Below are 22,003 nucleotides of genomic sequence, written 5' to 3'. Positions count from 1 at the left end.
ATGGCGATCACCGGCCGGGCCGGCCTGCTGGCGCTCGTGGGCATCGTCGTGGTGGCGCTCGGGGTGCCGTCGTGGACCGGTGTGCTCGCGGTGCTCGGCGTGATCGCGTTGCTGGTGGCCGTGGACCTGCTGCTCGCGGCGTCCGTGCGGCGGCTGGTGTTCGCGCGGTCCGGGGCGACGTCGGTGCGGCTCGGCGAGCCGGTCGAGGTGACGCTGTCGGTGACCAACCCCGGTTCCCGTGCGCTGCGCGGGTTGCTGCGGGACGCGTGGCCGCCGAGCGCGGGTGTGGAGCAGGACCGGTTCCGGATCGCGGTGCCGCCCGGGGAGCGGCGGTCGGTCGTGGTGCGGATGACGCCGGTGCGGCGCGGCGACCGGTCCTCGGCGCGGGTGACCGTGCGCGCGCTGGGACCGCTCGGGCTGGCCGGGCGGCAGGGTTCGCACCGGGTGCCGGGCAGTGTCCGGGTGCTGCCGCCGTTCCGCAGCCGCAGGCACCTGCCGTCGCGGCTGGCGCGGCTGCAGCAGCTCGACGGGCGGCAGGCGGCGCTGGTGCGCGGCGAGGGCACGGAGTTCGACTCGCTGCGGGAGTACGTGATCGGCGACGACGTGCGGTCGATCGACTGGCGCGCGTCGGCGCGGGCGGCGGATGTGATGGTGCGGACGTGGCGTCCCGAGCGGGACCGGCGGGTGCTGCTGGTGCTGGACACGGGGCGGACGTCGGCGGGCCGGGTCGGGGACGCGCCACGCCTCGACGCCGCGATGGACGCCGCGCTGTTGCTGGCGGTGCTGGCTTCGCGGGCGGGGGACCGGGTGGATTTCCTCGCCTACGACCGGCAGGTGCGGGCGGACGTGCGCGGGCTGGCGGCGGGGGAGTTGCTGCCGGGACTGGTGAACGCGATGGCGCCACTCGAAGCGAGCCTGGTGGAGACCGACGCGCGCGGCATGGTGGCCGAGGTGCTGCGCCGCGTCCGGCGGCGGTCGCTGGTGGTGCTGCTGACCGGGCTGGACGCGGCGCCGCTGGAGGAGGGCCTGTTGCCGGTGCTGCCGTCCGTGGTGGGGCGGCACCAGTTGCTGGTGGCGGGCGTGGCGGACCCCCGGGTCGCGGCGATGGCCCGCGCCCGCGGCGACGCGGAAGCGGTCTACGAGGCGGCGGCCGCCGAACGGACGCTGGCGGAGCGTCGCCACGTGACTGGTTTGCTGGCGCAGCGCGGGGTCGAGGTGGTGGACGCGGTGCCGGACGAGCTGGCTCCCGCGCTCGCGGACCGGTACCTGGCCCTGAAGGCCGCGGGCCGGTTGTAGGGCCGCACCCCCGCCGATCCCGCCTCGCGGCCGCCGGCCTCGCACCCGCACTCGCCGGCCTCGCGCCGGTAAACGCGGGACTCGCGTCCGCGAGCGCAGAAAGCGCCCCCGGGATCGCAGACCTCGCACCCGCCGGCTTCGCGCCCGCGCCGGCACCCACGGCCTCGCGCCCGCCGCATCGCGCTCGCCGTGAGTCCCACGCTCGCTCAGCCGCGCAAGTTCCACCGCCAGGCGCGCGAGCCGGCCGGCGACGTCAGTCGGTGGCGATCACCATGAACAGGCGCGTGCTCAGCCGCTGCATCAGCTCCTCCGGCACCTCGCCGAGCTGCCGCGTCAGCGACTCCTTCGGCACGTGGTCCAGCCACGTGTACCGCACCCAGCCGCCCGCTCCGGTGGCCACGCTGAGCGGCACGGCGTGCTCGATGACCTCCATCGTCACCACGTGCTCGTCGTCGATGTCGTTCAGCATGTTGCCCGAGAAGACCAGCACCCGCCGCGAGCCGCCGGACACCGCCCAGATCTGTCCTCTACGCGGCCGAAGAGCCACGGGCACGCCAGTCGTCCGCGGCGGCGCGCACCTGCTCGGGGTGCTCGGCGTTCCACCGCGCCTGCTGCTCGCACAGCTGCCGGTACGCCTCGCGCTCCACGGCAGCCCGGACCCACTCGCCCACGGACTGCCCCGCCGCCTCGGCGAGGGCCGTCACCTGCGCGTACGTGTCATCGGAAAGCTCCAGCCGCATGCCCATCACCATAGAGCCGGCCACCGACAATCCCGGGCAGCGGCGTGTCAACCGGCCTCGGGCAGCAGGTCACCGCGATGCCGGAAGTCCACGTCCCCGGTGACCCTGGCCCGGACGGCGCGCCGCCCCAGCACGAACACGTACACCAGGAACAGCACCTCGGCGGCCACCCCGATCGCGATCCGCGCCCACGTCGGCAGCCCGGACGGCGTCACGAACGCCTCGATCACGCCCGACACCAGCAGCACGCACGCCAGCCCCAGCGCCATCCCCGCCGCCGCCCGGCCTTCCTGCGCGAGCGCCGCCGCTCGGGACCGCCGACCGGGGTTGATGACCGTCCAACCGAGACGGAGCCCGGTGCCCGCCGCGACGAACACCGCGGTCAGCTCCAGCAGCCCGTGCGGGGTGATCAGGCCGAAGAAGACGTCCAGCCGCCCGGCCGCCGCCATGAACCCGGCCGACAGGCCGACGTTGAGCACGTTCTGCCACAACGCGACCAGCACCGGGATCCCCAGCAGCACCCCGAAGAACAGGCAGGTCGCCGCGACCCAGGCGTTGTTCGTCCACACCTGCGCGGCGAACGAGGCGGCCGGGTTGCTGGAGTAGTAGGTCTCGAACTGCCCGCCCGGTTCGGTGAGCGCCCGGATGTCCTCCGGCGCGGCGATGCTCGCCTGCACCTGCGGGTCGCCCGCGATCCACGCCCCGATCAGCCCGCCCACGAGTACCGACACCAGCGCGGCGGGCAGCCACCACCGGACCGTCGTGTAGACCGCGGCCGGGAAGCGTTGCGCGAAGAACAGCCCGACCTCGCGCCAGGCCGGGTTGTGCGACCCGGTGACGGCCGAGCGGGCACGCGTGACCAGCGACGACAGCCAGGACAGCAGCGCCGGGTCCGGCGCCGACGACCGCACCACGGACAGGTGCGTCGCGGCCCGCTGGTACAGGGTGACCAGCTCGTCGGCCTCCGGACCGGTCAGCCTGCGGGTGGCCAGCAGCTGGTCCAGCCGGGCCCATTCGGCGCGGTGGGCCGCGACGAACAGGTCCACGTCCATGGGGGCAGATTACAGTGGGGCGGTGACAGGCGAACCCGATCTGGTGACCGGCGAGGCCGTCGTGCTGGAGCTGCCGATAGCGCAGGTCGCGAGCCGGGCCGCGGCGTTCGCGATCGACGTTGCGGTCCAGGCCGGGGCGCTCCTGCTGTTCATGCTGGCGCTCACCGTGTCCGGGGTGACCGACGAGGCGTTGCTGGCCGCGCTGGCGCTCAGTTTCTTCGTGCTGGTGCGGGTCGGGTACTCGGTGCTGTTCGAGACGCTCGGCCGGGGGATCACGCTCGGCAAGATGGCGATGGGGCTGCGCGTGGTGCGCGACGACGGCGGCCCGGTCCGCTTCCGGCAGGCCCTGACGCGGGCGCTGGCCGGCGCGATCGTCGACTTCGGACCGGTGCTGGCGTGGAGCGCGGTCGCGTTGTTCGTGTCGCTGTTCTCGCCGCGGTCCAAGCGGGTCGGCGACTACCTGGCCGGCACGGTGGTGATCAGGGAGCGGGCGCCGCGGACGGTCGCGCCGCACATCACGATGCCGCCGGCGCTGGCGGGCTGGGCGGCGCAGCTCGACCTGACCGGGCTGAGCGACGAGCTGGCCCTGATGGCGCGCCAGTACCTGGCGCGGTACGCCGAACTGAGCGACCGCGCGCGGGACCCGTTGGGCCACCAGCTGGTGCAGGACGTCGCGGCTCGCATCGGCGCGCCGCCCCCGTGGGGCGTGCCGCCGTGGGCGTACCTGCAAGCGGTACTGGCCGAGCGGCGGCGCCGGGCCGGGGGATACGTGGGCACGCCCGGCTGGGCGCCGGTGGGGGCGCAGCAGATGGCGGCGCAGCAGGCGGGCGCGTCGCCGGTGGCGCCACCCTCGCCGCAGGTGGGGGCACAGCAAATGGCGGCGCCGCCGGTGGTGGCACCCCCGCCGGAGGTGGGGGCGCCACAGGCGCCAGCGCGGCAGGTGGGCGCACCCCAGGTGGGTGCGCCGGGTGCGCCGGTCGCCGCTGCGCCGGTGGCCCCGCCGCCGACAGCGGAGCCGGGGGAGCCGACGCCGCCGCGGGGGTTCGCTCCGCCGAGCTGATCGCCGGCCGGATCGGGCTGCCGGCACAGCCGCCGCTGCCACGCGCTCCCGCCGCTGCCACGCGCTCCCGCCGCTGCCACGCGCTCCCGCCGCTGCCGCGCGCTCCCGCCGCTGCCGCGCGCTCCCGCCGCTGCCGCGCGCTCCCGCCGCTGCCGCGCGCTCTCGCCGTTGCCGCGGCGATTCGCGCGGTGATCCCGGATCAAGCCGGGTTTCGCGAGCTGCCGCCAACCCACAGGGGCAACGGCAGTCCCGCCACCGCAGGCGCCAGGCGATCCCACCGCCGCGGCGACCGTCGCGCTCCCGGATCAGGCCGCCGACGCCAGCCGTCCGCCGCCGTCCACCCGGAGCACCACTCCGGTCGTGTAGGTGTTGTCCGTCAGGAACGCGATCGCCGAGGCGATGTCGTCCGGCGTGCCCACCCGGCGCGCCGGCAGCCCGGCCGCGATGGCGGTGAAGGTCTCCGCCTTGGCGTCCGCGTCCAGGAAATCCCACCAGGCCGTGTCGATCACGCCTGGCGACACCGCGTTGACCCGTACCGGCGCCAGTTCCACCGCCAGCACCGGCACCATCGCTTCGATCCCGGCGTTCACCGCGGCGAGCGCGGCCGTCCCGGGCATCGCCGCTCCGGCCGACGCCGCCGTCACGAACGTCAGCGAACCCCGCAGCACCGGCAGCGCCGCTCGCGCCGCGGCGGTGTGCGGCACCAGCTTCCCCTCGACGCCCTCGCGCAGGCCGTCCATCGTCAGGTCGGGGAAGGCCGTCGTCCCCGGCGCCCCGGTCACTGTGACGACCAGGTGGTCCACCGGCCCGGTCGACGCGAAGAACGACTGCAGCGCCTCGTAGTCCCGCGCGTCGACAATCTCGCCCCGCGCGTCGCCCAGCTTCGCCAGCGCGGCGTCGAGCTTCCCGGCGTCGCGCCCGGTCACGATCACCTCCCGGCCGCTGTCGGCCATGCGGTGGGCGGTCGCCAGCCCGATGCCCGAGGTGCCACCCAGGATCACGACTCGTTCGGTCACGATCTCTCCTCCAATTTCGAGACACTGTGTACTGAAAACATATTCGAGTCACGGTGTCTTGTAAAGTGCCCCGCATGAGAGGACGCCCCCGCAGCGAAGAGGCCCGGCGCGCGATCCTGGACACCGCGCTGCGCATCTGCCACCGCGACGGCTACCCGCAGGTCACGATCAAGGCGATCGCCGACGAGGCCGGTGTCGGGCGGCAGACCGTCTACCGCTGGTGGCCGGACAAGGCGCAGGTGCTGCTGGACGCCCTCATCGACCTCCGCGAACGCGAACCGCGGCTCGACGAGGACACCGGCGACGCCCTGCGCGACATCGAGCGGATCCTCGCCCGCACGTTCGCGCTCACCCACGAGTCGACCGGGCGCGCGCTGGTCGGCCTGATGGCCGACGCCCAGAACGACCCGGCGCTGTCGGACCGGTTGCAGGGCACGGTCATCGGCCCGCGGCGCGACGTCCTGCACCGGTTCCTGCGGCAGGGCGTCGAGGCGGGACAGCTCGCCGAGAACGTCCCGCTCCCGCTCGTCGTCGACTTCGCGTTCGGCACCATGTGGTACCGCCTGCTCAGCAGGCACGCCCCGGTCGACGACCGCCTCGCCGCCGACATCACCGCCGCCATCGCGCGACTGCTCGCCCGCTAACCTGCGCGAGTGCGATGGCTGTGCGCCGCCCTGCTGCTGGTCACCCCGCCGCTGCCGGCGCTGCCGGACAGCGCCGAGATCGAGATGCGGCTCCAGCCCGACGGCTCGCTCTCGGTCGTCGAGGCGGTCGACGTGCAGCAGCGCACCACCCGGACCATCGAGCTCCGCACGCCGGCCGGCGACCACCGCGACCGCGTGCACTCCCTCCGCGACCTCGGCATCGAGGGCTCCGGCACGGCCGAGCGGCGCGCGGACGCCGTCACCGTCACCCTCAACCCCGGCACCTCCGTCCTGCGGTACACAGTGGACGGTGCCGTCCGGGACGCGGGTGACCACCTCGAGGTGACCTGGACCCTGGAGGGCTGGGACACGGCCCGCACCCTCGTCCGCGCCAGTTTCGCCGCGCCGCGCATCGCGATCGGCGTCCGCTGCACCGGCTGCACGGCCGCGCAGAACGACCAGACCGGCCTCACCCGCTTCTCCGGCCAGCGCCTGGAACCGGGGCAGACGCTGGACATCGCGGTCGACCTGCCACCCGGCACCGTGCCCGCCAACGCCCGCGTCCAGCCGGCGAAGACCCTGGCCGGCGCGTTCGTCCTCACCGCACCCGTCGCGTGGGCGTGGGCCGTCTTCGGGCTACTGCTCCTCGCCGGGGCCGTGTCACTCCTGCTCGCCCGCCGCCCACGCCCGCCCCTGCCCGCCGGGTTCACCGCCGAACCGTTCGCCACCCCGGACGGCGTCCTGCCCGGCCACATCGCGCTGCTCCGCGGCACGGACCCGGTGGTCGTCACCGCCGTCGACCTGGCCATCCGCGGCTACCTCGGGCCGGACGCCGGACCGGCCCACCCGCCCGACGACCGGCTCACCGGCTTCGAGCGCCGCGTCCTCGCCGGCGACGACCCCCTCCAGGACCTGGAAGCCGACGCGATCCGCCGCGGCTGGCTCCGCCCACCCGGCCGCGCGCGCCGGGCCGGCATCCGGATCACCTGCTACGGCCTGTTCCTGACGATCGTCCTCGCGCTCACCACCGGCTACGCGCAGCTCGGCGTGATCCTCACGCTCACCGGGCTCGCACTGGCGCTCGCCGCCCGGTTCCTCCCGGATCGCACCCGCCGCGGCCGCATCCTCGCCCGGCGCCTGCGCGACCCGGCCGGACTGCCCGCCGGTGACCGCTTCGTGCCCTACGCACTGGCCCTCGGACGGCCGGCGCCGGACACCGCGTTCGCTCTCGGTGAATTCCTCGTTGCCCTGCAGGACCGTCGCCGGACCCCGTCCCCGTGATGGCCGTATGGTGGGGCGCATGGCCGAGACCTCCCGCTTCACCCTGCACAACGGCCTGCGCGTAATGCTCGCGCCGGACCCGACCGCTCCGGTTGTCGGCGTCGCCGTGCACTACGACGTGGGCTTCCGCTCCGAGCCGGAGGGGCGCACCGGGTTCGCGCACCTGTTCGAGCACCTGATGTTCCAGGGCAGCGAGAGCCTGGAGAAGCTCGCGCACTTCAAGATCGTGCAGTCCAGCGGCGGCACCTTCAACGGGTCGACCCACCCGGACTACACCGACTACTACGAGGTGCTGCCCTCCGCGGCGCTGGAGCGCGCGTTGTTCCTCGAGGCCGACCGCATGCGCGCGCCGAAGCTGACGAAGGAGAACCTCGCCAACCAGATCGACGTGGTGAAGGAGGAGATCCGCCTCAACGTGCTGAACCGGCCCTACGGCGGGTTCCCGTGGATCCTCCTGCCGCCGGTGCTCTACTCGACGTTCCCCAACGCGCACAACGGCTACGGCGACTTCACCGACCTGGAGCAGGCCAGCCTGGACGACTGCGCGGCCTTCTTCGACACCTACTACTCGCCGGCCAACGCGGTGCTCACCGTCGCGGGCGACTTCGAGCCGGACCGGGCGCGCGAGCTGATCGAGAAGCACTTCGGCGACGTGCCGCACCGCCCGGCGCCGCCGAAGCGCTCGTTCGCCGAGCCGCCGCCCGCCGGCGAGGTCCGCGGCCAGCACACCGATCCGCACGCGCCGCTGCCCGCGCTGGCGGTGGGCTACCGGATGCCGGACCCGGTCGGCGAGCTGGACGCCTACCTCGCGAACCTGGTGCTGGCCGGTGTGCTGACCGACGGCGACGGCTCCCGGCTGCAGCAGCGGCTGGTGCACCGCGAGCCGCTGGTCACCGACATCGGCGCGGGCGCGGGCCTGTTCGGCCCGTTCGAGGCGCGCGACCCCGACACCTTCTCGATCACCGCCATCCACTCGCCGGACGTCCCGGCCGACCGGGTGCTGGCCGCGGTCGACGAGGAGCTGGAGAAGCTCGCCGCCACGCCGCCCGACGCCCAGGAACTGGCCAAGGTCACCGCGCGCTGGAGCGCGAGCCTGCACGCCGAGCACGACCGGCTGATGTCCCGGACGCTGTCGCTCGGCGCGTTCGAACTGCTCTACGGGGACCCGTCCCTGGTGTCCCGGCTGCCGGACCGGATGGCGGCCGTCACCGGCGAGGACGTGGCCGCCGCCGCCAAGGCGCTGCGGCCCGACTCGCGCGCGGTCCTGCTCGTCGAGCCCGAAGGGGGAGCGAAGTGACTTCCGTCGACCACCGCAGCGCCGAGGAGATCGGCCGCACCGCCACCGGACCGCGCCCGGTCCCGGAGCTCGGCGCGCAGAAGGCCGCGGCGGATCTGTCCCACGTGGACACCGCGCTGTCCAACGGCCTGCGCCTGCTCGCGGTCCGCAAGCCGACCGTGCCGCTGGTGGAGCTGCGGCTGCGGATCCCGTTCGGCGGCACCGCGCCGCTGCACGCGGCCACCGCCGAGGTGCTCGCCGAGACCATGCTCACCGGCACCGCGCGGCGGGACCGGATCGAGATCGACACCGAGCTGGCGCTGATCGGCGGCGAGCTGGACACCGTGGTCGACCCGGAGCGGCTGACCATCTCCGGCAACGGACTGGCCACCGGCCTGCCGACGCTGCTGGACGTGCTCGCCGATGCGCTCACCGGCGCGTCCTATGTGGATGACGAGGTGGCGCGCGAGTCGGCCCGGCTGGTCGAGCGGCTGGCGGTGTCGCGCACGCAGCCGCGGGTGATCGCCCGCGAGGCGCTGCTCAGGCACGTCTACGGCGACCACCCGGCCACCCGCGAGGTGCCGCAGGCCGCCGACGTGGAACAGGTGACGCCGGAGGCCGTCCGCGCGCTGCACACCGCCGCGGTGCTGCCGCGTGGTTCGGTGCTGGTGATCGTCGGCGACATCGACCCGGAGCGGATCGCGGCCGACGTCGAGCGCGTCCTGGGCGGCTGGTCGTCCGACGCGTCGGCGGTCGTGATGCCCGGCCTGCCCGAGGTCACCGGCGGTGACCTGCTGCTGGTGCCGCGGGCCGGGGCGGTGCAGTCGCAGATCCGGCTCATCGCGCAGTCGCTGCCGCGCACGGACCCGCGGTACGCCGCGCTGCAGCTGGCGAACATGACCTACGGCGGCTACTTCTCCTCGCGGCTGGTGGAGAACATCCGCGAGGACAAGGGCTACACCTACAGCGCGCACTCCGGGTTCGAGTTCACCGGCACCACGGCGACCGTCGGGGTCGACGCGGACACGGCGAACGAGGTCACCGCGGCCGCGCTGCTGGAGACCCGCTACGAGCTGGGCAGGCTCGCGGTCGTGCCGCCGACGGCCGAGGAGGTCGAGTCGGTGCGCCAGTACGCCGTCGGCTCGCTGCTCACCGCGACGTCGTCGCAGGCCGGGCTGGCCAGCCAGCTCGCCGCGCTGACGGCGGCCGGCCTCGGTGTGGAGTGGCTGGCCGAGCACCCGCGGCGGGTCGCCGCGGTCACCGTGGAGGAGGTCGCCCAGGCCGCGCTCGACTTCTTCGCCCCGGCCCGGTTCACCGGTGTCGTGGTCGGCGACGCCGAGAAGCTCGCGCCGCAGCTGACCGCGCTCGGCGGGGTCACCGTGGGGGAGCCCGGCAAGTGACCGTCGCACCGTTCACGCTGGGCCGCCTCCCGACGCTCTCCCGGTCCACTGTGGACCGGCAGGAGACGTTGCGCACCAACCCGGAGCGCCTGCGCGCCCGGTGGCCGGACGCGCAGGTCATGCTGCTGGACAAGCAGTTGCGCACGCCGGTGCGCGAGGGAGAGGCGGTCCTGGCGACCCGCAAGGCGCTGACGTTCGGCGAGGAACCGCCCGCGGACGCGGTGTTCCTCGGCGAGTGGCAGGGCGTCGACTACTGGTCGCTGCCGGGCGAGCCGGAGGGCGAACCGGAGATCGTCGAGATCCCGGGCAGCTGGGGCATGCCCGAGGAGGCGCCGCGGGTCGACGGCGAGCTGTGGGTCACGCTGCGGGCGCACGGCGACCAGCTGGACGACACGGCCGCCGGGCTGTTCACCACGGCGCAGGCGTTGCGGGTGTGGCACCGGCAGGCGCGGTTCTGCGTGCGCGACGGCAGCCCGACGCACCTGGTGCAGTTCGGGTGGGCGTCGAAGTGCGAGGCGTGCGGCCGCGAGGAGTACCCGCGCACGGACCCGGCGATCATCTGCCTGGTGCACGACGAGGAGGGCGTCAACGGCTCGCACGTCCTGCTGGCGCGGCAGCCGGTGTGGCCGCCGGGGCGGTACTCGGTGCTGGCCGGTTTCGTCGAGGCCGGCGAGTCGCTCGAGGGCTGTTGTGTGCGGGAGATCCGCGAGGAGGTCGGCGCGGACGTCCACGACGTGCGGTACCTGGGCAGCCAGCCGTGGCCGTTCCCGCGCTCGATCATGCTCGGCTTCGCCGCGAAGGCGGACGCGTCCCGCCCACTGGTCCCGGCCGACGGCGAGATCGAGGCCGCGCTGTGGGTGCCCCGGGCCGAGGTGCGCGCGGCGTTCGAGGCGAAGGGCCGCCCGGTCCCCATCCTGGACGGCACGAGCGAACTGATCCTGCCCGGTAATTCGTCGATCGCACGCGTGATGCTGGAGGCGTGGGCCTACGCGGAACGGGGCTGAGGGTCGGCTTCCTCGTGGGTGTGCGCCGTGCACGGTGCCCGGTCGGGGGCACGTCGGCGCGCCACCGGCCGGAAGCCAGTGCGGCCCGATGTCGAAAAGCCGGTCGCGGTTCCGACCTCCCCGTGTCAGACGACGAAAGGGGAAACCGTGGACTTCGACCGGCTCCGCGCCGAGATCGTCACCCAGACCGAGCTGCTCACGGCCGGCATCGCAGGCGCGGACCTGCGCGCGCCGGTGCCGTCGTGCCCCGGCTGGACGCTGGGCATGCTGCTGCGCCACATCGGCGGCGGGCACCGCTGGGCCGAGGAGATCGTCCGGACGCGCAGCCTCGAGTACCTGCCCGACGACCAGCTGCGCGAACTCCACGGTGACGACGCCGGCGAAGTGCCCACGCAGTGGTTGCTGGAGGGAGCGCGCCGGCTCTCGGAAACGCTGCGCGACGCCGGCCCCGACGCACCCACCTGGGGGCCGTTCGACTTCAACCGGTCGGAGTTCCTCGCGCGCCGCTTCGCGCACGAGACGGTCGTCCACCGTGCCGACGCCTGCCTCGCCGCCGGCGTGGAGTTCACCGTCGCCGAGGACGTCGCGGCAGCCTCCCTCGACGAATGGATGGAGCTGGACGTCCTGCCCCAGCACTTCGAGATCGACCCGCGCAAGCGGGAACTGCTCGGGCCGGGCCGGACGATCGTGTTGCAGGCGCCGGAGGTGTCCTGGTTCGTCGACCTCACCGGCGACGTCATCCGCTGGCGCCGCGGCCCCGCCGACGCGGCGGTCACCGTGCGCGGCTCGCTCACCGACCTGCTGCTGCTCGTCTACCGCCGCAGGCCGGTGGAGGGGCTCGCCGTCACCGGGGACGCGTCACTGCTGGCCTTCTGGCTGGACCACGTCGCGTTCGGCTGACTCGGCGTTGCGCTTCGCCAGGCGCAGCCATCGCCGCATGATGAACCCGGCGAACGGTCCGACCACGGTCCAGTACCGGGCGAACCGGTTGCGCGACAACGCATCCGTCGTCGCCGTGCGGGTTTCGGTCGTCAGCAGCGACCGGCCCGGCCCGTACGGCTGGACGACGAAGTTCAGCGCCACCTTGCCGTAGCCGGGCTCCTCGAACCCGGTGAACTCGCCCGGCTCGAACCGCCGGAACTCCAGCTGCGTCGCCGTCATGAACTTGCCGATCATGCCGACCACGAACTCCGCGCCCGGCCGCTCGTCGAGCAGTACGAACGCCGCCTGGTACTCCTCGGCGGGCAGGGATTCCGGTGGCGGTTCGGTGTCGCCGCGGATCCGGTCGGCGATCGCGGCCGGAAGAGCGCGGACCCGGCCGAGCACCCGCAGCAGGGGAACTGCCTGTGCGACCTTGTCCGGGTCCAGGTCGCGGACCGCGCGATAGGCCGCGTCCGGGGGCGCGTCGACCACGACGGCGTCGAGCTGGTGGGCCTCGTATCCGGGCAGGTACTCGTCGATCAGGAGTTTTTCGGTCATGCCGCCAAGCGTTCTGCGGCGGCGCGGACGGCATAAGGGGCCTTCGGCACCAACCGAAGGCCCCTCGGCCTCAGGCGAGCAGCGCGCCCAGCGGCAGGATGATCGCGATCGCGACCACCGAGATCACCGTCTCCATGATCGACCAGCTCCGGATGGTCTGGCCGACGGACAACCCGAAGTACTCCTTGACCAGCCAGAACCCGGCGTCGTTGACGTGCGAGAAGAACAGCGAGCCCGCGCCGATCGCGAGCACCAGCAGCGCCGCCTCGGTGGGCGACATCGTCGCCGCCAGGCCGGACACCAGCCCGGCCGCGGACACCGTCGCCACGGTCGCCGAGCCCGTCGCGAGCCGGATCAGCACCGCGACCAGCCAGCCGAGCAGCAGCGCCGGGATGTTGGCGCCCTCGGCGAGCTGCGTGACGACGTTGCCGACGCCCGCGTCGACGAGGATCTGCTTAAACCCGCCGCCCGCGGCGACGATCAGGATGATCCCGGCGATCGGGCCGAGCGACTCGCGGACCGTCGAAGCCAGCCGGTCGCGGGTGAACCCGGCGGCGCGGCCGAGCGTGAACATGCCCAGCAGCACCGCGGCGAGCAGCGCGATCAGCGGGTCACCGACGAAGTCCAGCACCCGGCGGACCGGGTTGCCGCTGTCGGCGACGATGTCCGCGATCGCCTTGCCCAGCATCAGGACCACCGGCAGCAGCACGGTCACCAGCGTCGCGGTGAAGCTCGGCCGCCGCCGCTCGTCCTCGCTCCCGCCAGCGGACGGGATCAGGTGTTCCGGCGCCCGCGCCTCGGGCACCCAGCGCGCGGCGAGCTTGCCGAACAGCGGGCCCGCGATGATCACCGTCGGGATCGCGACCAGCAGGCCGAGGCCGAGCACGATGCCGACGCTCGCGTTCAGCGCGCCGGCCGCGGCAAGCGGGCCGGGGTGCGGCGGCACCAGGCCGTGCAGCACGGAAAGCCCGGCCAGCGCGGGGATCCCGACCAGCATCAGCGGTTTGCCGCTGCGCTTGGCGACCAGCAGCACGACCGGGATGAGCATGACCAGGCCGATCTCGAAGAACATCGGCAGCCCGATCAGGGCGGCGACCAGCGCCATCGCCCACGGCAGCGCCTTCGACGAGGTGCGGGACAGGATCGTGTCGACGATCTGTTCCGCCCCACCGGAATCGGCCAGCAGCTTGCCGAGCATCGCGCCCAGCGCGATCAGCAGGCCGACCGACGCGACGGTCGAGCCCACCCCACTGGAAAAGCTCTTGATCACTTTGTCGACCGGCAGCCCGCCCAGCAGGCCGACGACCACCGATCCGATAATCAGCGACAGGAAGGCGTGCATGCGGGCCTTGCTGATCAGCACCACGATCACGGCGATGCCGATCAGGGTCGCGACGACCAGCCGGGTGTCGGTCCCGGTCCAGGCGGCGGCGAGAGTACTCACGGCTGCTCCTTTGCCAGCTCGGTGAGCGCGCGGTCCACGATCGCCGACGGGGGTTCGAGGATGTCGGCGATCAGGCCGCGCTCATCGGTTTCGAGGGGTTCGAGATCGGCGAGCTGGGAGTCCAGCAGCGACACCGGCATGAAGTGCCCGGTGCGCCCCTGCATCCGCTCGGCGAGGACGTCCCGGGGGCCGTCGAGGTGCAGGAACCACACGTCCCCGCCGGTCCGCAGCACGTCGCGGTAGCGCCGCTTCAGCGCGGACGACGACACCACGCCGCCCGTGGCCTGGTGTTCGGAGATCCACGCCGCGATGGCGTGCAGCCACGGCCACCGGTCTTCGTCGTCGAGCGGGTGGCCGGACGACATCTTCTCGATGTTCGCCGGCGGGTGGAAGGCGTCGGCTTCCGCGTATTCGACGCCGAGGCGCTCGGCCAACGCCGAACCCACCGTCGTCTTGCCCGAACCGGCGACACCCATCACGACGATGACCGTCATTGGCTTCGCTCCTCCGACCTCGCTGTCACTCGATCAGTGCAACGCAAAAGTACTACTTATTCAACCCACAAGTACTACTTAATCGAATCAGTGGTCTAGCGTCACCTGCGTGGCCGAGGGAATTCACGAGCGCATGCTCGACGCGGTGGGGACCGCGATCGCCTGCGGGAAGCTGCCGCCGGGCACGGTGCTGCGGCTGGAAGAGCTGCAGCAGAACCACGGCGCCTCGCGCACCGTGGCGCGTGAGGTCGTCCGCGCGCTCGAGGCGATGCGGCTGACCACCAGCAAGCGCCGCGTCGGCATCACGGTCCGGGACTGCGCCGACTGGAACCACTACGACCCCCGGTTGATCCGCTGGCAACTGGACGGCGAGCAGCGTCCCGTCGCCCTGCGCAACCTGATGGAGCTGCGGTGGGCGGTCGAGCCGAGCGCCGCGCGTTTCGCCGCGATCCGCGCGACCCCCGAGGAGCGCGGGCGGCTACGGGCACTGGGTGCCCGGCTGGAGGTCACCGCACACGCGCGGGACCTGCACACCTTCCTCGGGCACGACATCGCTTTTCACCACCTGGTGCTCGCGGCGTCGGGCAACCCGATGTTCACGCAGCTCTCGGCGGTCGTCGCAGAGGTGCTGACCGGGCGGACCGAGCACGGCCTGATGCCGCCGGAGCCGCAGCCGGAGGCGGTCGCGCTGCACCTGGAGGTCGCCCGCGCCATCGACGAGGCGGACGCCGACCGGGCCGAGCGTGCGATGCGGGACATCATGGTCCAGGCGCGCGACGAGGTCGCCCAGCAGTTCGAGTAGCCTCACGGCGGATACCGACCTCGGGGGGAGCCACGAGTGAGTGCCGCACGGGCGATCGGACTGCTGCTGGGGGCGGCGGCGGACGGGGTGATCGGCGAGCCGAAGCGCGGACGGCCGGTCACCGTGTTCACCCGCGCCGTCCGGACCGTCGACGCGAGCCTGCCCCAGCACCGCCTGGCCGGCGTCGCCTTCGCCGGCGGGCTGGCCGGCTCGGCCGTGGTGGCCGGGGTGCTGGCGGAGCGGTCGCTGCGGCGCAGTCCCGTTCTGCAGGCGCTCGGCACGGCCGTCGCGACGTGGGCCGTGCTCGGCGGCGCCGGTCTCGCGGCGGACGGCACCGAACTGGCCCGCGACCTCGAAGAGGGCGAACTGGACGCGGCCCGCGAGACGTTGTCCGAACTGGACAGCAGGCAGACCGGCGGGCTGAACGTCGTCGGCCTGTCCCGTGCGGCGGTGGAGTCGGTCGCGCAACACACCGCGGACGCCGTCGTCGGCCCGCTGTTCTGGGGCGCGGTCGCCGGAATGCCCGGCCTGCTCGCCGCGCGGACCGTGTCGGTGCTGCGGACCGTTGGCGACCCGACCCGTCCGGCCGGGTGGTTCGCGCGGCGCCTCGACGACCTGGTCAACCTGCTGCCGACCCGGTTCGCGGCCGCGCTGACGGTGTCGAGCGCGCCGGTGGTCGGCGGCTCGGCGGCCGGGGCGTGGCGCGCGTGGCGGCGGGACACGGCGGCCCACCCGAGCCCGAACGCCGGCCGGATGGAGGCGGCGTTCGCGGGGGCGCTGGAGATCCGCCTCGGTGGCCGCACGGTCTACCCGCACGGCGTCGAGGAACTGCCGGTGCTGGGCGACGGCCGGAACCCGGACGCCGGGCACGTGACGCGCGCGGTCGAGTTGTCGCGGGTGGTGGGGTGGCTGGCCGGGGTCAGTTCCGCTGTGCTGGCTGCTCTGTTCGGTCTTCGCCGCCGGTCTCGTTGACCTCGTCTTCGGCCAGGATTTCGGCGACCGACTTGCGCTTGCGCTTGTTCTTTTCGGCCATCTCGTTGAGCACACCGCCGGGCTTCAGCTCGCGGACCGTGAAGTACACCAGGCCCGCGATGGCCATGACCCCGAACGCGATCCACTGCAGCGCGTAGGAGAAGAACGGGCCCGCGTCGGTCTGCGGCAGCGGCAGGGCGTTGAGCACACCCGGCTGGTCGGAGTCGAGCTGGAAGTAGCCGCTGCGGATGTCCAGGCCGCTCGACCGCGCCACCACGCGGGAGTCGACGCTGTAGCTCTGCAGCTTGCCGTGGGTGGAGGCGTCGGCGAAGGCGTCCCGGTTCTTCGGGTCGTTCTCGTCCTCCCGGATCCGCGCGACGATCGTCACGGTGCCCGCCGGGGGTGCGGCGTAGGGCGGGACCTCGGTGCGGGAGTCCGGCTGGAGGTAGCCCCGGTCGACGAGGACGACCTGGCCGTCGGTGGCGCGGAACGGGGTGAGCACCTCGAACGCGGGCTGCCCCTGAACGGTCCGCAGGCGGGCCACGACCTCGTGTTCCGGCAGGTAGGAGCCGGTGATCTCGACGCGGGTCCACTCGGTGTTCGCGTCGGGGACGGCGCCGGGCGGGAGAACGTCGTCCAACGGGCGGGGGTCGGCGGTGAGGGAGGCCTCGATGGCCCTGTTCTGGGCCTCGCGCTCGTCGTTGCGGGAGAACTGCCACGGGGACAGCAGCGTGAAGCAGGCGAACGCGAACGCGAGCACACCCACCACGAGGGCGAGCCAGCTCGGCCGGAGGAGGAACTTCAGCCGCACACCCCTACGGTAGGCCGTCCCCGGTGGGGGCTGTGTGGGGAGGTCAGCGCAGCGTGTGGCAGGTGACATCGGTCGCGTCCCGCGTGGCTCGCCTTGCCCGCGCCAGCACGCGGCCTACGGTCCCTAGATCGGCACGCCGGGCGTGCCCCTTCTCAGTCGCGCCTCCGGCCTTGGTCCCTCACCGCCCGCGCGCGCACGTGCACGCCACTCCTCACACTGCGCTGCCGCGCTCCCGCGCGCACCTCACGCTCCCGCGCTCCGCGGCGCGCTCCCGCCTCAGCGCGCCAGCGCCGCCTCCGCCGCGCGCAGCGCCTGCCGCGCGTAGCCGGCCCCGAACACCGCCGCGTGCATGAGCAGCGGGAACAGCTGGTGCAGCTCCACGCGGTCCCGCCAGCCGTCGGCGAGTGGGGCGTCCAGGTCCTTCGCCGCTTCCTCGTACGCGCCCAGGATGTGCTCCAGCAGCGGCGTGCCGAACAGCCGCAGCATCGCCAGGTCCGTCTCGCGGTGCCCGCCGTGCGCCGCGGGGTCGATCAGCCACACCGCGCCCTGCCCCCAGTGCACGTTGCCGCTCCACGCGTCGCCGTGTACACGGGACGGGGGTTCGGCCGTGCCGCCCAACTCGGGCAGCCGCGCGCACAACCGCTCGAACACCTCCGCCTGCCCCGCGTCGTACAGGCCCTGGTCCACGCACATCCGCACGTACGGCAGCACGCGGTGCGAACCGTAGAACGTCGCCCAGTCCGGGCACTCCTCGTTGCGCATCGGGGCGAGGCCCATCCACGCGTCGGCCGGTCCGCCGGGCGGCGGCGAACCGTACGCGGGCGCGCCCCGCAGGTGCAGCCGCGCCAGGCCGCGCCCGAACGCTTCCGCCGCGGCGGTCTCGGGGTACGTCGGCGGCACGTACTCCATGACGATCCACTCGTCGTCGTGCGCGTGGACCTGCGGCACCGGCACGTCCCCGTGCTCGCCGAGCCACCGCAGCCCGGCGGCTTCGGCGTCGGTCGCGCCGGGGCCGCTGCCCTGCTTCGCGACCAGCACACCCCGCCCCTCGGCGGTCACCAGGCACACCGCGCCACCGCTGCGGCGCACCCCGGTGACCGGGAGTCCCAGCAGCCGTTCGACGGCTTCGCGAACGCTCATGTCCAGCACCTTTTCGTCTGCCCGCCGCCACGGTAACCGCGTGCGGCCGCAACCGCATGAGCGCAGCTCAGAGCTGCGCCTTCGCCCAGTCCAGCAGCGCGGGAACGGTCCGTTCGACCATCGCGAGGACCTCGTCGAACCCGTCGTCGCCGCCGTAGTACGGGTCCGGCACCTCCGCACCCTCCGGCGCCTCCGGGTCGAAGGACCGCAGCAACCGCACGCGCGAGGGGTCGTCCACCAGCCGCCGCAATTCCCGCAGGTGGCCCTGGTCCGCGGCGAGCAGCAGGTCGGCGGACAGGTGGTCGCTGTCGACCTGCGCGGCCACGTGCTTGCCGGTGTAGCCGTGCTCGCGCAGCGTCTCGCGGGCACGCGGATCGGCCGGTTCGCCGACGTGCCACGGCCCGGTGCCGGCGCTGGTGACGCGCACCCGGTCGGCCAGCCCGGCGCGCTCCAGGTGCGCCCGGAAGACGATGGCCGCCATGGGGGAGCGGCAGATGTTGCCGGAACAGACGAAGCAGATGTGCAGGCTCGGCTCGGTCACACCCCGCAGTCTGCCCCACGCCGCATGCGAAGATCCCCCCATGCCCGCCCTCGCCGAAGTGATCGCCGCACTGGAGGACGCCTACCCGCCCGCGCTCGCGGAGAGCTGGGACGCGGTCGGCCTGGTCTGTGGCGACCCCGCCGAGCCGGTCACCGACGTCCTGATCTGCGTCGACCCGGTCGCGGCCACCATCGACGAGGCCATCGAGACCGGGGTCCAGCTGGTCGTCGCGCACCACCCGCTGCTGCTGCGCGGCGTGCACGGCGTGCCTGCCGACACCCCGAAGGGCGCGCTGGTGCACCGCCTCATCCGCGCCGGCATCGCCCTGTACTGCGCGCACACGAACGCCGACTCCGCGAACCCCGGCGTGTCCGACGCACTGGCCGAGGCCATCGGGCTGCGGGTGCTCCGACCGCTCGACCCGCACCCGGACGGCTCCACCGGCCTCGGCCGCATCGGCGAGCTGCCCGAGCCGGAGCCGTTCGCCGCGTTCGTGCGCCGGGTGGCCGGCGCCCTGCCCGCCACCGAGCCGGGCGTGCTCGGGGCGGGCGACCCGGACCGTCTGATTAGGACGGTGGCGGTGTCCGGCGGGGCCGGGGACAGCTTCCTCGGCGCCGCGACCGCGGCCGGCGTGGACGCCTACGTCACCGCCGACCTGCGGCACCACCCCGCCGGCGAGCACCTGGAAACCGGCGCGGACGCGCCCGCACTGGTCGGCCTGACCCACTGGGCCAGCGAGTGGCCGTGGTGCGGTCAAGCCTCGGCCGTCCTGCGGGACGCCTTTGCGGGTAACGTCAACGTTCACGTGTCCGCGCGCCGAACCGATCCGTGGACCATCCGTGCGTAATCCGAGGGAGTACCAGTGAAGGCAGAGCCAGCCGTCCAGCGTCAGCTGCTCGAGCTCGCGAAAGTGGATGCCGAGCTGTCCCGGGTCGAGCACCGCCGCCGGACCATGCCCGAGCTCGCCGAGATCGAGGGCATCCAGAAGACCCTGCGCGAGCTGCGCGACACGGCGATCCGGCACGAGACCGCCGCCTCCGACCTGGACCGCGAGATCGCCCGCCAGGAGAAGGAGATCGAGTCCGTCCGCGCCCGCGAGGACCGCGACCGCAAGCTGATCGACGGCGGCACCCTGCCCGCCAAGCAGGTCGCGGACCTGCAGCACGAGCTGGAGACCCTGGCCCGGCGCCAGAGCGCGCTCGAGGACGACCTGCTGGAGCTGATGGAGCGCCGCGAAGCGCTCGGCCTGGACGTGCAGCGCACCGGGGCCGAGGTCGACAAGACCGAGCAGGCGCTGGCCGACGTCGAGGGCCGCCGCGACGAGACGCTCAAGGACCTGGACACCACGAAGGCCCGCCGCGAGGAGGACCGCGCGAAGCTGGTGCCGCGGTTCCCGGAGGGGCTGCTGAAGCTGTACGAGCGGGTCCGCGCGCACAAGGGCATCGGCGCCGCGCTGGTGCGGGCGCGCAAGTGCCTGGCCTGCAACATGGAGTTCGACCGCAACACGGTGTCCGAGCTCAAGGCGGCGGCCGAGGACGAGGTCGTGCAGTGCGAGAACTGCGGCGCGATCCTGGTGCGGACGGTGGAGTCGGGCCTGTGAGAGTGGTCGTCGAGGCCGACGGCGGTTCGCGGGGCAACCCCGGGCCGGCCGGGTACGGGGCCGTTGTCCGCGACGCCGCGACGGGCGCGGTCCTGGCCGAGCGCCAGGAGGGGCTCGGGGTGGCGACGAACAACTTCGCCGAGTACTCGGGCCTGATCGCCGGGCTCCGGGCGGCCGCGGAGGCGGGCGCCACCGAGGTCGACGTCCGGATGGACTCGAAGCTGGTGGTCGAGCAGATGTCCGGCCGCTGGAAGATCAAGCACGAGGCGCTGAAGCCGCTCGCCGAGCAGGCGCGCGAGCTGGCCGCCGGCTTCGCGGCGGTGCGCTACGAGTGGATCCCGCGCGCCGAGAACGCGCACGCCGACCGGCTCGCCAACGAGGCGATGGACACCCAGGCGGGCAAGGGCGCGGGCCCGGAGCGCACGACGCCGCAGAAGTGGACCGGCGCGCAGGGCACACCGACGCGGATGATGCTGCTGCGGCACGGGCAGACCGCGATGTCGGTCGACCGCCGGTACTCGGGACGCGGCGACGTGCCGCTGACCGAGCACGGCCTGCAGCAGGCCGCCGCGGCCGCCAAGCGCCTCGCCGCGTTGTCCGACCTCGGCACGGACACCGCGATCGTGGCGTCCCCGCTGACCAGGGCGAAGCAGACGGCCCAGTCGGTCGCCGACGCGCTCGGCGCCCGGGTGGAGACCCACCCCGGCCTGCTGGAGACCGACTTCGGCGAGTGGGAGGGGCTGACCTTCACGGAGGCCGCCCAGCGCGATCCCGAGCTGCACGGCCGCTGGCTGCGCGACCCGTCGGTGCCCGCGCCGGGCGGGGAGAGCTTCGACGCGGTGCACCAGCGGGTCCGCCGCACGCGGGACGAGCTGGTCGAGAGCCACGCCGGCCGGACGATCATCGTGGTCAGCCACGTCACCCCGATCAAGTCCCTGCTGCGGCTCGGCCTGGACGCCGGCCCGTCGCTGCTGTTCCGGCTGCACCTGGACCTGGCGTCGCTGTCGATCGTGGAGTTCTACCCGGACGGCAACGCGTCGGTGCGCCTGGTCAACGACATCTCGCACTTGGCCTGATTCTCACGGCAAGGCGGGCGCCGAGGCCCGCAGACGCGCGGCGTCCCGGCCGGGTGGCGCGCCGAACAGGCGGCGGTATTCCCGGCTGAACTGCGACGGGCTGTCGTAGCCGACGAGGTGCCCGACACCGGCGACGTCGTCGGGCCGGGCCAGCAGCAGTGACCGCGCCTCCTGCAGCCGGATCCGCTTCTGGAACTGCAGCGGGCTCATCGCGGTGACCGCGCGGAAGTGCCGGTGGAACGCCGATGCGCTCAGCCCGCACAGCCGCGCGAGCTCCGCGATCCTGATCGGCTCGGCGTAGTTCTCCCTGATCCGGGCGATGGCGCGGCCGACCAGGCTCAGGCTGCTGTCGGCAAGGCCGATCTGGCGCAGCGTCGCCCCGCACGGGCCGGTGAGCAGGCGCCAGAGGATCTCCCGCTCGATGAGCGGGGCGAGCACGGGCACGTCGGCGGGCCGGTCGAGCAGCCGCAGCAGCCGGGTCACGGCGTCGAGCAGGTCGGCGTCGGCGTCCCCGGTGGCGATGGCGGGGCCGGCCGGGGTGCGCGGGGCGGGCGCCTCCAGCAGCAGCGGCGCGATCGCGGACGGCCGCAGCACCAGTCCGGCACCCAGCGACGGCGCCGCCAGGAACCGGCCGGTGACCGGCAGCGCGGCGGTGACCAGGAGGAACTGGCCCGCCCGGTACTCGAACACCCGGTCGCCGAGCAGCAGCCGTTTGCCGCCCTGGGCCATCAGCACCAGCAGCGGTTCGGTGAGCGAGTGCTCCGGCTCGGTGTCGTCCACCCGGGACAGCAGCAGGCCGTCGACCGGCGTCCGCAGGTCCGGGCGGGCGTGGGCCGCGATGAGGTCGCGGATCTCGTCGAGCACCTCTCGACGGA

General features: G+C 73.7%; 24 protein-coding genes. 13 read left to right on the top strand and 11 right to left on the bottom strand.

Features of this window, described 5'->3' with window-relative positions; translation table 11 throughout:
- Entirely contained in the window at positions 1–1,296 is a 1,296-nt protein-coding gene (locus tag AMY39116_RS0321795) for a DUF58 domain-containing protein (RefSeq protein ID WP_020419751.1), read from the top strand.
- Positions 1,297–1,549: 253 nt separating this feature from the next.
- Here the strand turns inward: AMY39116_RS0321795 and AMY39116_RS0321790 are convergent, their stop codons facing one another.
- The 3 genes from AMY39116_RS0321790 to AMY39116_RS0321780 are packed head-to-tail and all read right to left on the bottom strand — an operon-like array spanning position 1,550 to position 3,088.
- Positions 1,550–1,807, bottom strand: coding sequence for a hypothetical protein (locus AMY39116_RS0321790; protein ID WP_017986992.1), 258 nt, complete (start codon positions 1,805–1,807; stop codon positions 1,550–1,552).
- 16 nt (positions 1,808–1,823) lie between these two features.
- On the bottom strand, positions 1,824–2,036 hold the full coding sequence (locus AMY39116_RS0321785) for a ribbon-helix-helix protein, CopG family (protein WP_157360654.1): 213 nt from the start codon (positions 2,034–2,036) through the stop codon (positions 1,824–1,826).
- A gap of 47 nt (positions 2,037–2,083) precedes the next feature.
- The gene (locus AMY39116_RS0321780; protein ID WP_020419750.1) at positions 2,084–3,088 is read right to left on the bottom strand and encodes a stage II sporulation protein M; all 1,005 of its coding nucleotides are present in this window, start codon (positions 3,086–3,088) and stop codon (positions 2,084–2,086) included.
- A gap of 22 nt (positions 3,089–3,110) precedes the next feature.
- Between AMY39116_RS0321780 and AMY39116_RS0321775 the strand changes: the two genes are divergently transcribed.
- Positions 3,111–4,148: an RDD family protein gene (locus tag AMY39116_RS0321775; RefSeq protein WP_235716188.1), complete on the top strand. Its 1,038-nt coding sequence runs from the start codon at positions 3,111–3,113 to the stop codon at positions 4,146–4,148.
- A gap of 305 nt (positions 4,149–4,453) precedes the next feature.
- Here the strand turns inward: AMY39116_RS0321775 and AMY39116_RS0321770 are convergent, their stop codons facing one another.
- Positions 4,454–5,164 (bottom strand): SDR family oxidoreductase, encoded by a 711-nt coding sequence (locus AMY39116_RS0321770; RefSeq protein ID WP_020419748.1) that lies wholly within the window; start codon positions 5,162–5,164, stop codon positions 4,454–4,456.
- A 74-nt stretch (positions 5,165–5,238) separates the two neighbouring features.
- Between AMY39116_RS0321770 and AMY39116_RS0321765 the strand changes: the two genes are divergently transcribed.
- From AMY39116_RS0321765 to AMY39116_RS0321740, 6 genes are all read left to right on the top strand, one after another.
- Complete coding sequence (locus AMY39116_RS0321765) at positions 5,239–5,808, top strand: TetR/AcrR family transcriptional regulator (RefSeq protein WP_020419747.1); 570 nt, start codon at positions 5,239–5,241, stop codon at positions 5,806–5,808.
- Between the two features lie 9 nt (positions 5,809–5,817).
- Positions 5,818–7,089 carry a DUF2207 domain-containing protein gene (locus tag AMY39116_RS0321760; RefSeq protein WP_020419746.1) on the top strand — a complete coding sequence of 424 codons (1,272 nt, stop codon included), beginning with the start codon at positions 5,818–5,820 and terminating at the stop codon, positions 7,087–7,089.
- A gap of 19 nt (positions 7,090–7,108) precedes the next feature.
- Positions 7,109–8,386 (top strand): pitrilysin family protein, encoded by a 1,278-nt coding sequence (locus AMY39116_RS0321755; RefSeq protein WP_027936124.1) that lies wholly within the window; start codon positions 7,109–7,111, stop codon positions 8,384–8,386.
- Positions 8,383–9,765, top strand: a complete 1,383-nt coding sequence (locus AMY39116_RS0321750) for a pitrilysin family protein (RefSeq protein ID WP_020419744.1) — start codon at positions 8,383–8,385, stop codon at positions 9,763–9,765. Before AMY39116_RS0321755 ends, AMY39116_RS0321750 begins: the two co-directional genes overlap by 4 nt.
- Positions 9,762–10,769: an NAD(+) diphosphatase gene (nudC, locus tag AMY39116_RS0321745; protein WP_020419743.1), complete on the top strand. Its 1,008-nt coding sequence runs from the start codon at positions 9,762–9,764 to the stop codon at positions 10,767–10,769. The genes AMY39116_RS0321750 and nudC overlap by 4 nt, the downstream gene beginning before the upstream one ends.
- A gap of 147 nt (positions 10,770–10,916) precedes the next feature.
- On the top strand, positions 10,917–11,669 hold the full coding sequence (locus tag AMY39116_RS0321740) for a maleylpyruvate isomerase family mycothiol-dependent enzyme (protein ID WP_020419742.1): 753 nt from the start codon (positions 10,917–10,919) through the stop codon (positions 11,667–11,669).
- Here the strand turns inward: AMY39116_RS0321740 and AMY39116_RS0321735 are convergent.
- The 3 genes from AMY39116_RS0321735 to AMY39116_RS0321725 form a co-directional block, all read right to left on the bottom strand.
- Positions 11,628–12,248 (bottom strand): hypothetical protein, encoded by a 621-nt coding sequence (locus AMY39116_RS0321735; RefSeq protein ID WP_020419741.1) that lies wholly within the window; start codon positions 12,246–12,248, stop codon positions 11,628–11,630. The two genes, AMY39116_RS0321740 and AMY39116_RS0321735, sit on opposite strands and share 42 nt — an antisense overlap.
- A gap of 70 nt (positions 12,249–12,318) precedes the next feature.
- Entirely contained in the window at positions 12,319–13,692 is a 1,374-nt protein-coding gene (locus tag AMY39116_RS0321730) for a gluconate:H+ symporter (protein WP_020419740.1), read from the bottom strand.
- The gene (locus AMY39116_RS0321725; protein WP_020419739.1) at positions 13,689–14,186 is read right to left on the bottom strand and encodes a gluconokinase; all 498 of its coding nucleotides are present in this window, start codon (positions 14,184–14,186) and stop codon (positions 13,689–13,691) included. The genes AMY39116_RS0321730 and AMY39116_RS0321725 overlap by 4 nt, the downstream gene beginning before the upstream one ends.
- A gap of 133 nt (positions 14,187–14,319) precedes the next feature.
- Here AMY39116_RS0321725 and AMY39116_RS0321720 point away from each other — a divergent pair, with 133 nt between their 5' ends.
- Together AMY39116_RS0321720 and AMY39116_RS0321715 are read left to right on the top strand one after the other, a co-directional pair.
- Entirely contained in the window at positions 14,320–14,988 is a 669-nt protein-coding gene (locus tag AMY39116_RS0321720) for a FadR/GntR family transcriptional regulator (protein WP_020419738.1), read from the top strand.
- A gap of 36 nt (positions 14,989–15,024) precedes the next feature.
- The gene (locus tag AMY39116_RS0321715) at positions 15,025–15,960 is read left to right on the top strand and encodes a cobalamin biosynthesis protein (protein WP_020419737.1); all 936 of its coding nucleotides are present in this window, start codon (positions 15,025–15,027) and stop codon (positions 15,958–15,960) included.
- Here AMY39116_RS0321715 and AMY39116_RS0321710 read toward each other — a convergent pair.
- From AMY39116_RS0321710 to AMY39116_RS0321700, 3 genes are all read right to left on the bottom strand, one after another.
- Complete coding sequence (locus AMY39116_RS0321710; protein ID WP_020419736.1) at positions 15,908–16,771, bottom strand: SURF1 family protein; 864 nt, start codon at positions 16,769–16,771, stop codon at positions 15,908–15,910. The genes AMY39116_RS0321715 and AMY39116_RS0321710 overlap by 53 nt on opposite strands.
- Positions 16,772–17,047: 276 nt before the next feature.
- Positions 17,048–17,911 (bottom strand): fructosamine kinase family protein, encoded by an 864-nt coding sequence (locus tag AMY39116_RS0321705; RefSeq protein ID WP_020419735.1) that lies wholly within the window; start codon positions 17,909–17,911, stop codon positions 17,048–17,050.
- 67 nt (positions 17,912–17,978) lie between these two features.
- Positions 17,979–18,494, bottom strand: a complete 516-nt coding sequence (locus AMY39116_RS0321700; protein WP_051123577.1) for a low molecular weight protein-tyrosine-phosphatase — start codon at positions 18,492–18,494, stop codon at positions 17,979–17,981.
- Here AMY39116_RS0321700 and AMY39116_RS0321695 point away from each other — a divergent pair.
- From AMY39116_RS0321695 to AMY39116_RS0321685, 3 genes are read left to right on the top strand one after another with little or no spacing between them, the layout of a single operon-like run.
- The gene (locus AMY39116_RS0321695; protein ID WP_020419733.1) at positions 18,493–19,299 is read left to right on the top strand and encodes a Nif3-like dinuclear metal center hexameric protein; all 807 of its coding nucleotides are present in this window, start codon (positions 18,493–18,495) and stop codon (positions 19,297–19,299) included. The genes AMY39116_RS0321700 and AMY39116_RS0321695 overlap by 2 nt on opposite strands.
- A 15-nt stretch (positions 19,300–19,314) precedes the next feature.
- A complete protein-coding gene (locus tag AMY39116_RS0321690) occupies positions 19,315–20,052 on the top strand; it encodes a zinc ribbon domain-containing protein (protein WP_020419732.1) in 738 nt (245 codons plus the stop codon).
- Between the two features lie 2 nt (positions 20,053–20,054).
- Complete coding sequence (locus AMY39116_RS0321685; protein ID WP_020419731.1) at positions 20,055–21,128, top strand: bifunctional RNase H/acid phosphatase; 1,074 nt, start codon at positions 20,055–20,057, stop codon at positions 21,126–21,128.
- A 3-nt stretch (positions 21,129–21,131) separates the two neighbouring features.
- On the opposite strand, the gene AMY39116_RS0321680 is transcribed toward AMY39116_RS0321685, so the two are convergent.
- Positions 21,132–21,992 carry an AraC family transcriptional regulator gene (locus AMY39116_RS0321680; protein ID WP_020419730.1) on the bottom strand — a complete coding sequence of 287 codons (861 nt, stop codon included), beginning with the start codon at positions 21,990–21,992 and terminating at the stop codon, positions 21,132–21,134.
- Between the last annotated feature and the right edge of the window lie 11 nt (positions 21,993–22,003).

The sequence above is a fragment of the Amycolatopsis sp. ATCC 39116 genome, assembly GCF_000231075.2.
Classification (GTDB): domain Bacteria; phylum Actinomycetota; class Actinomycetes; order Mycobacteriales; family Pseudonocardiaceae; genus Amycolatopsis_E; species Amycolatopsis_E tucumanensis.
This window is presented reverse-complemented; position numbering and strand designations above follow the sequence as displayed.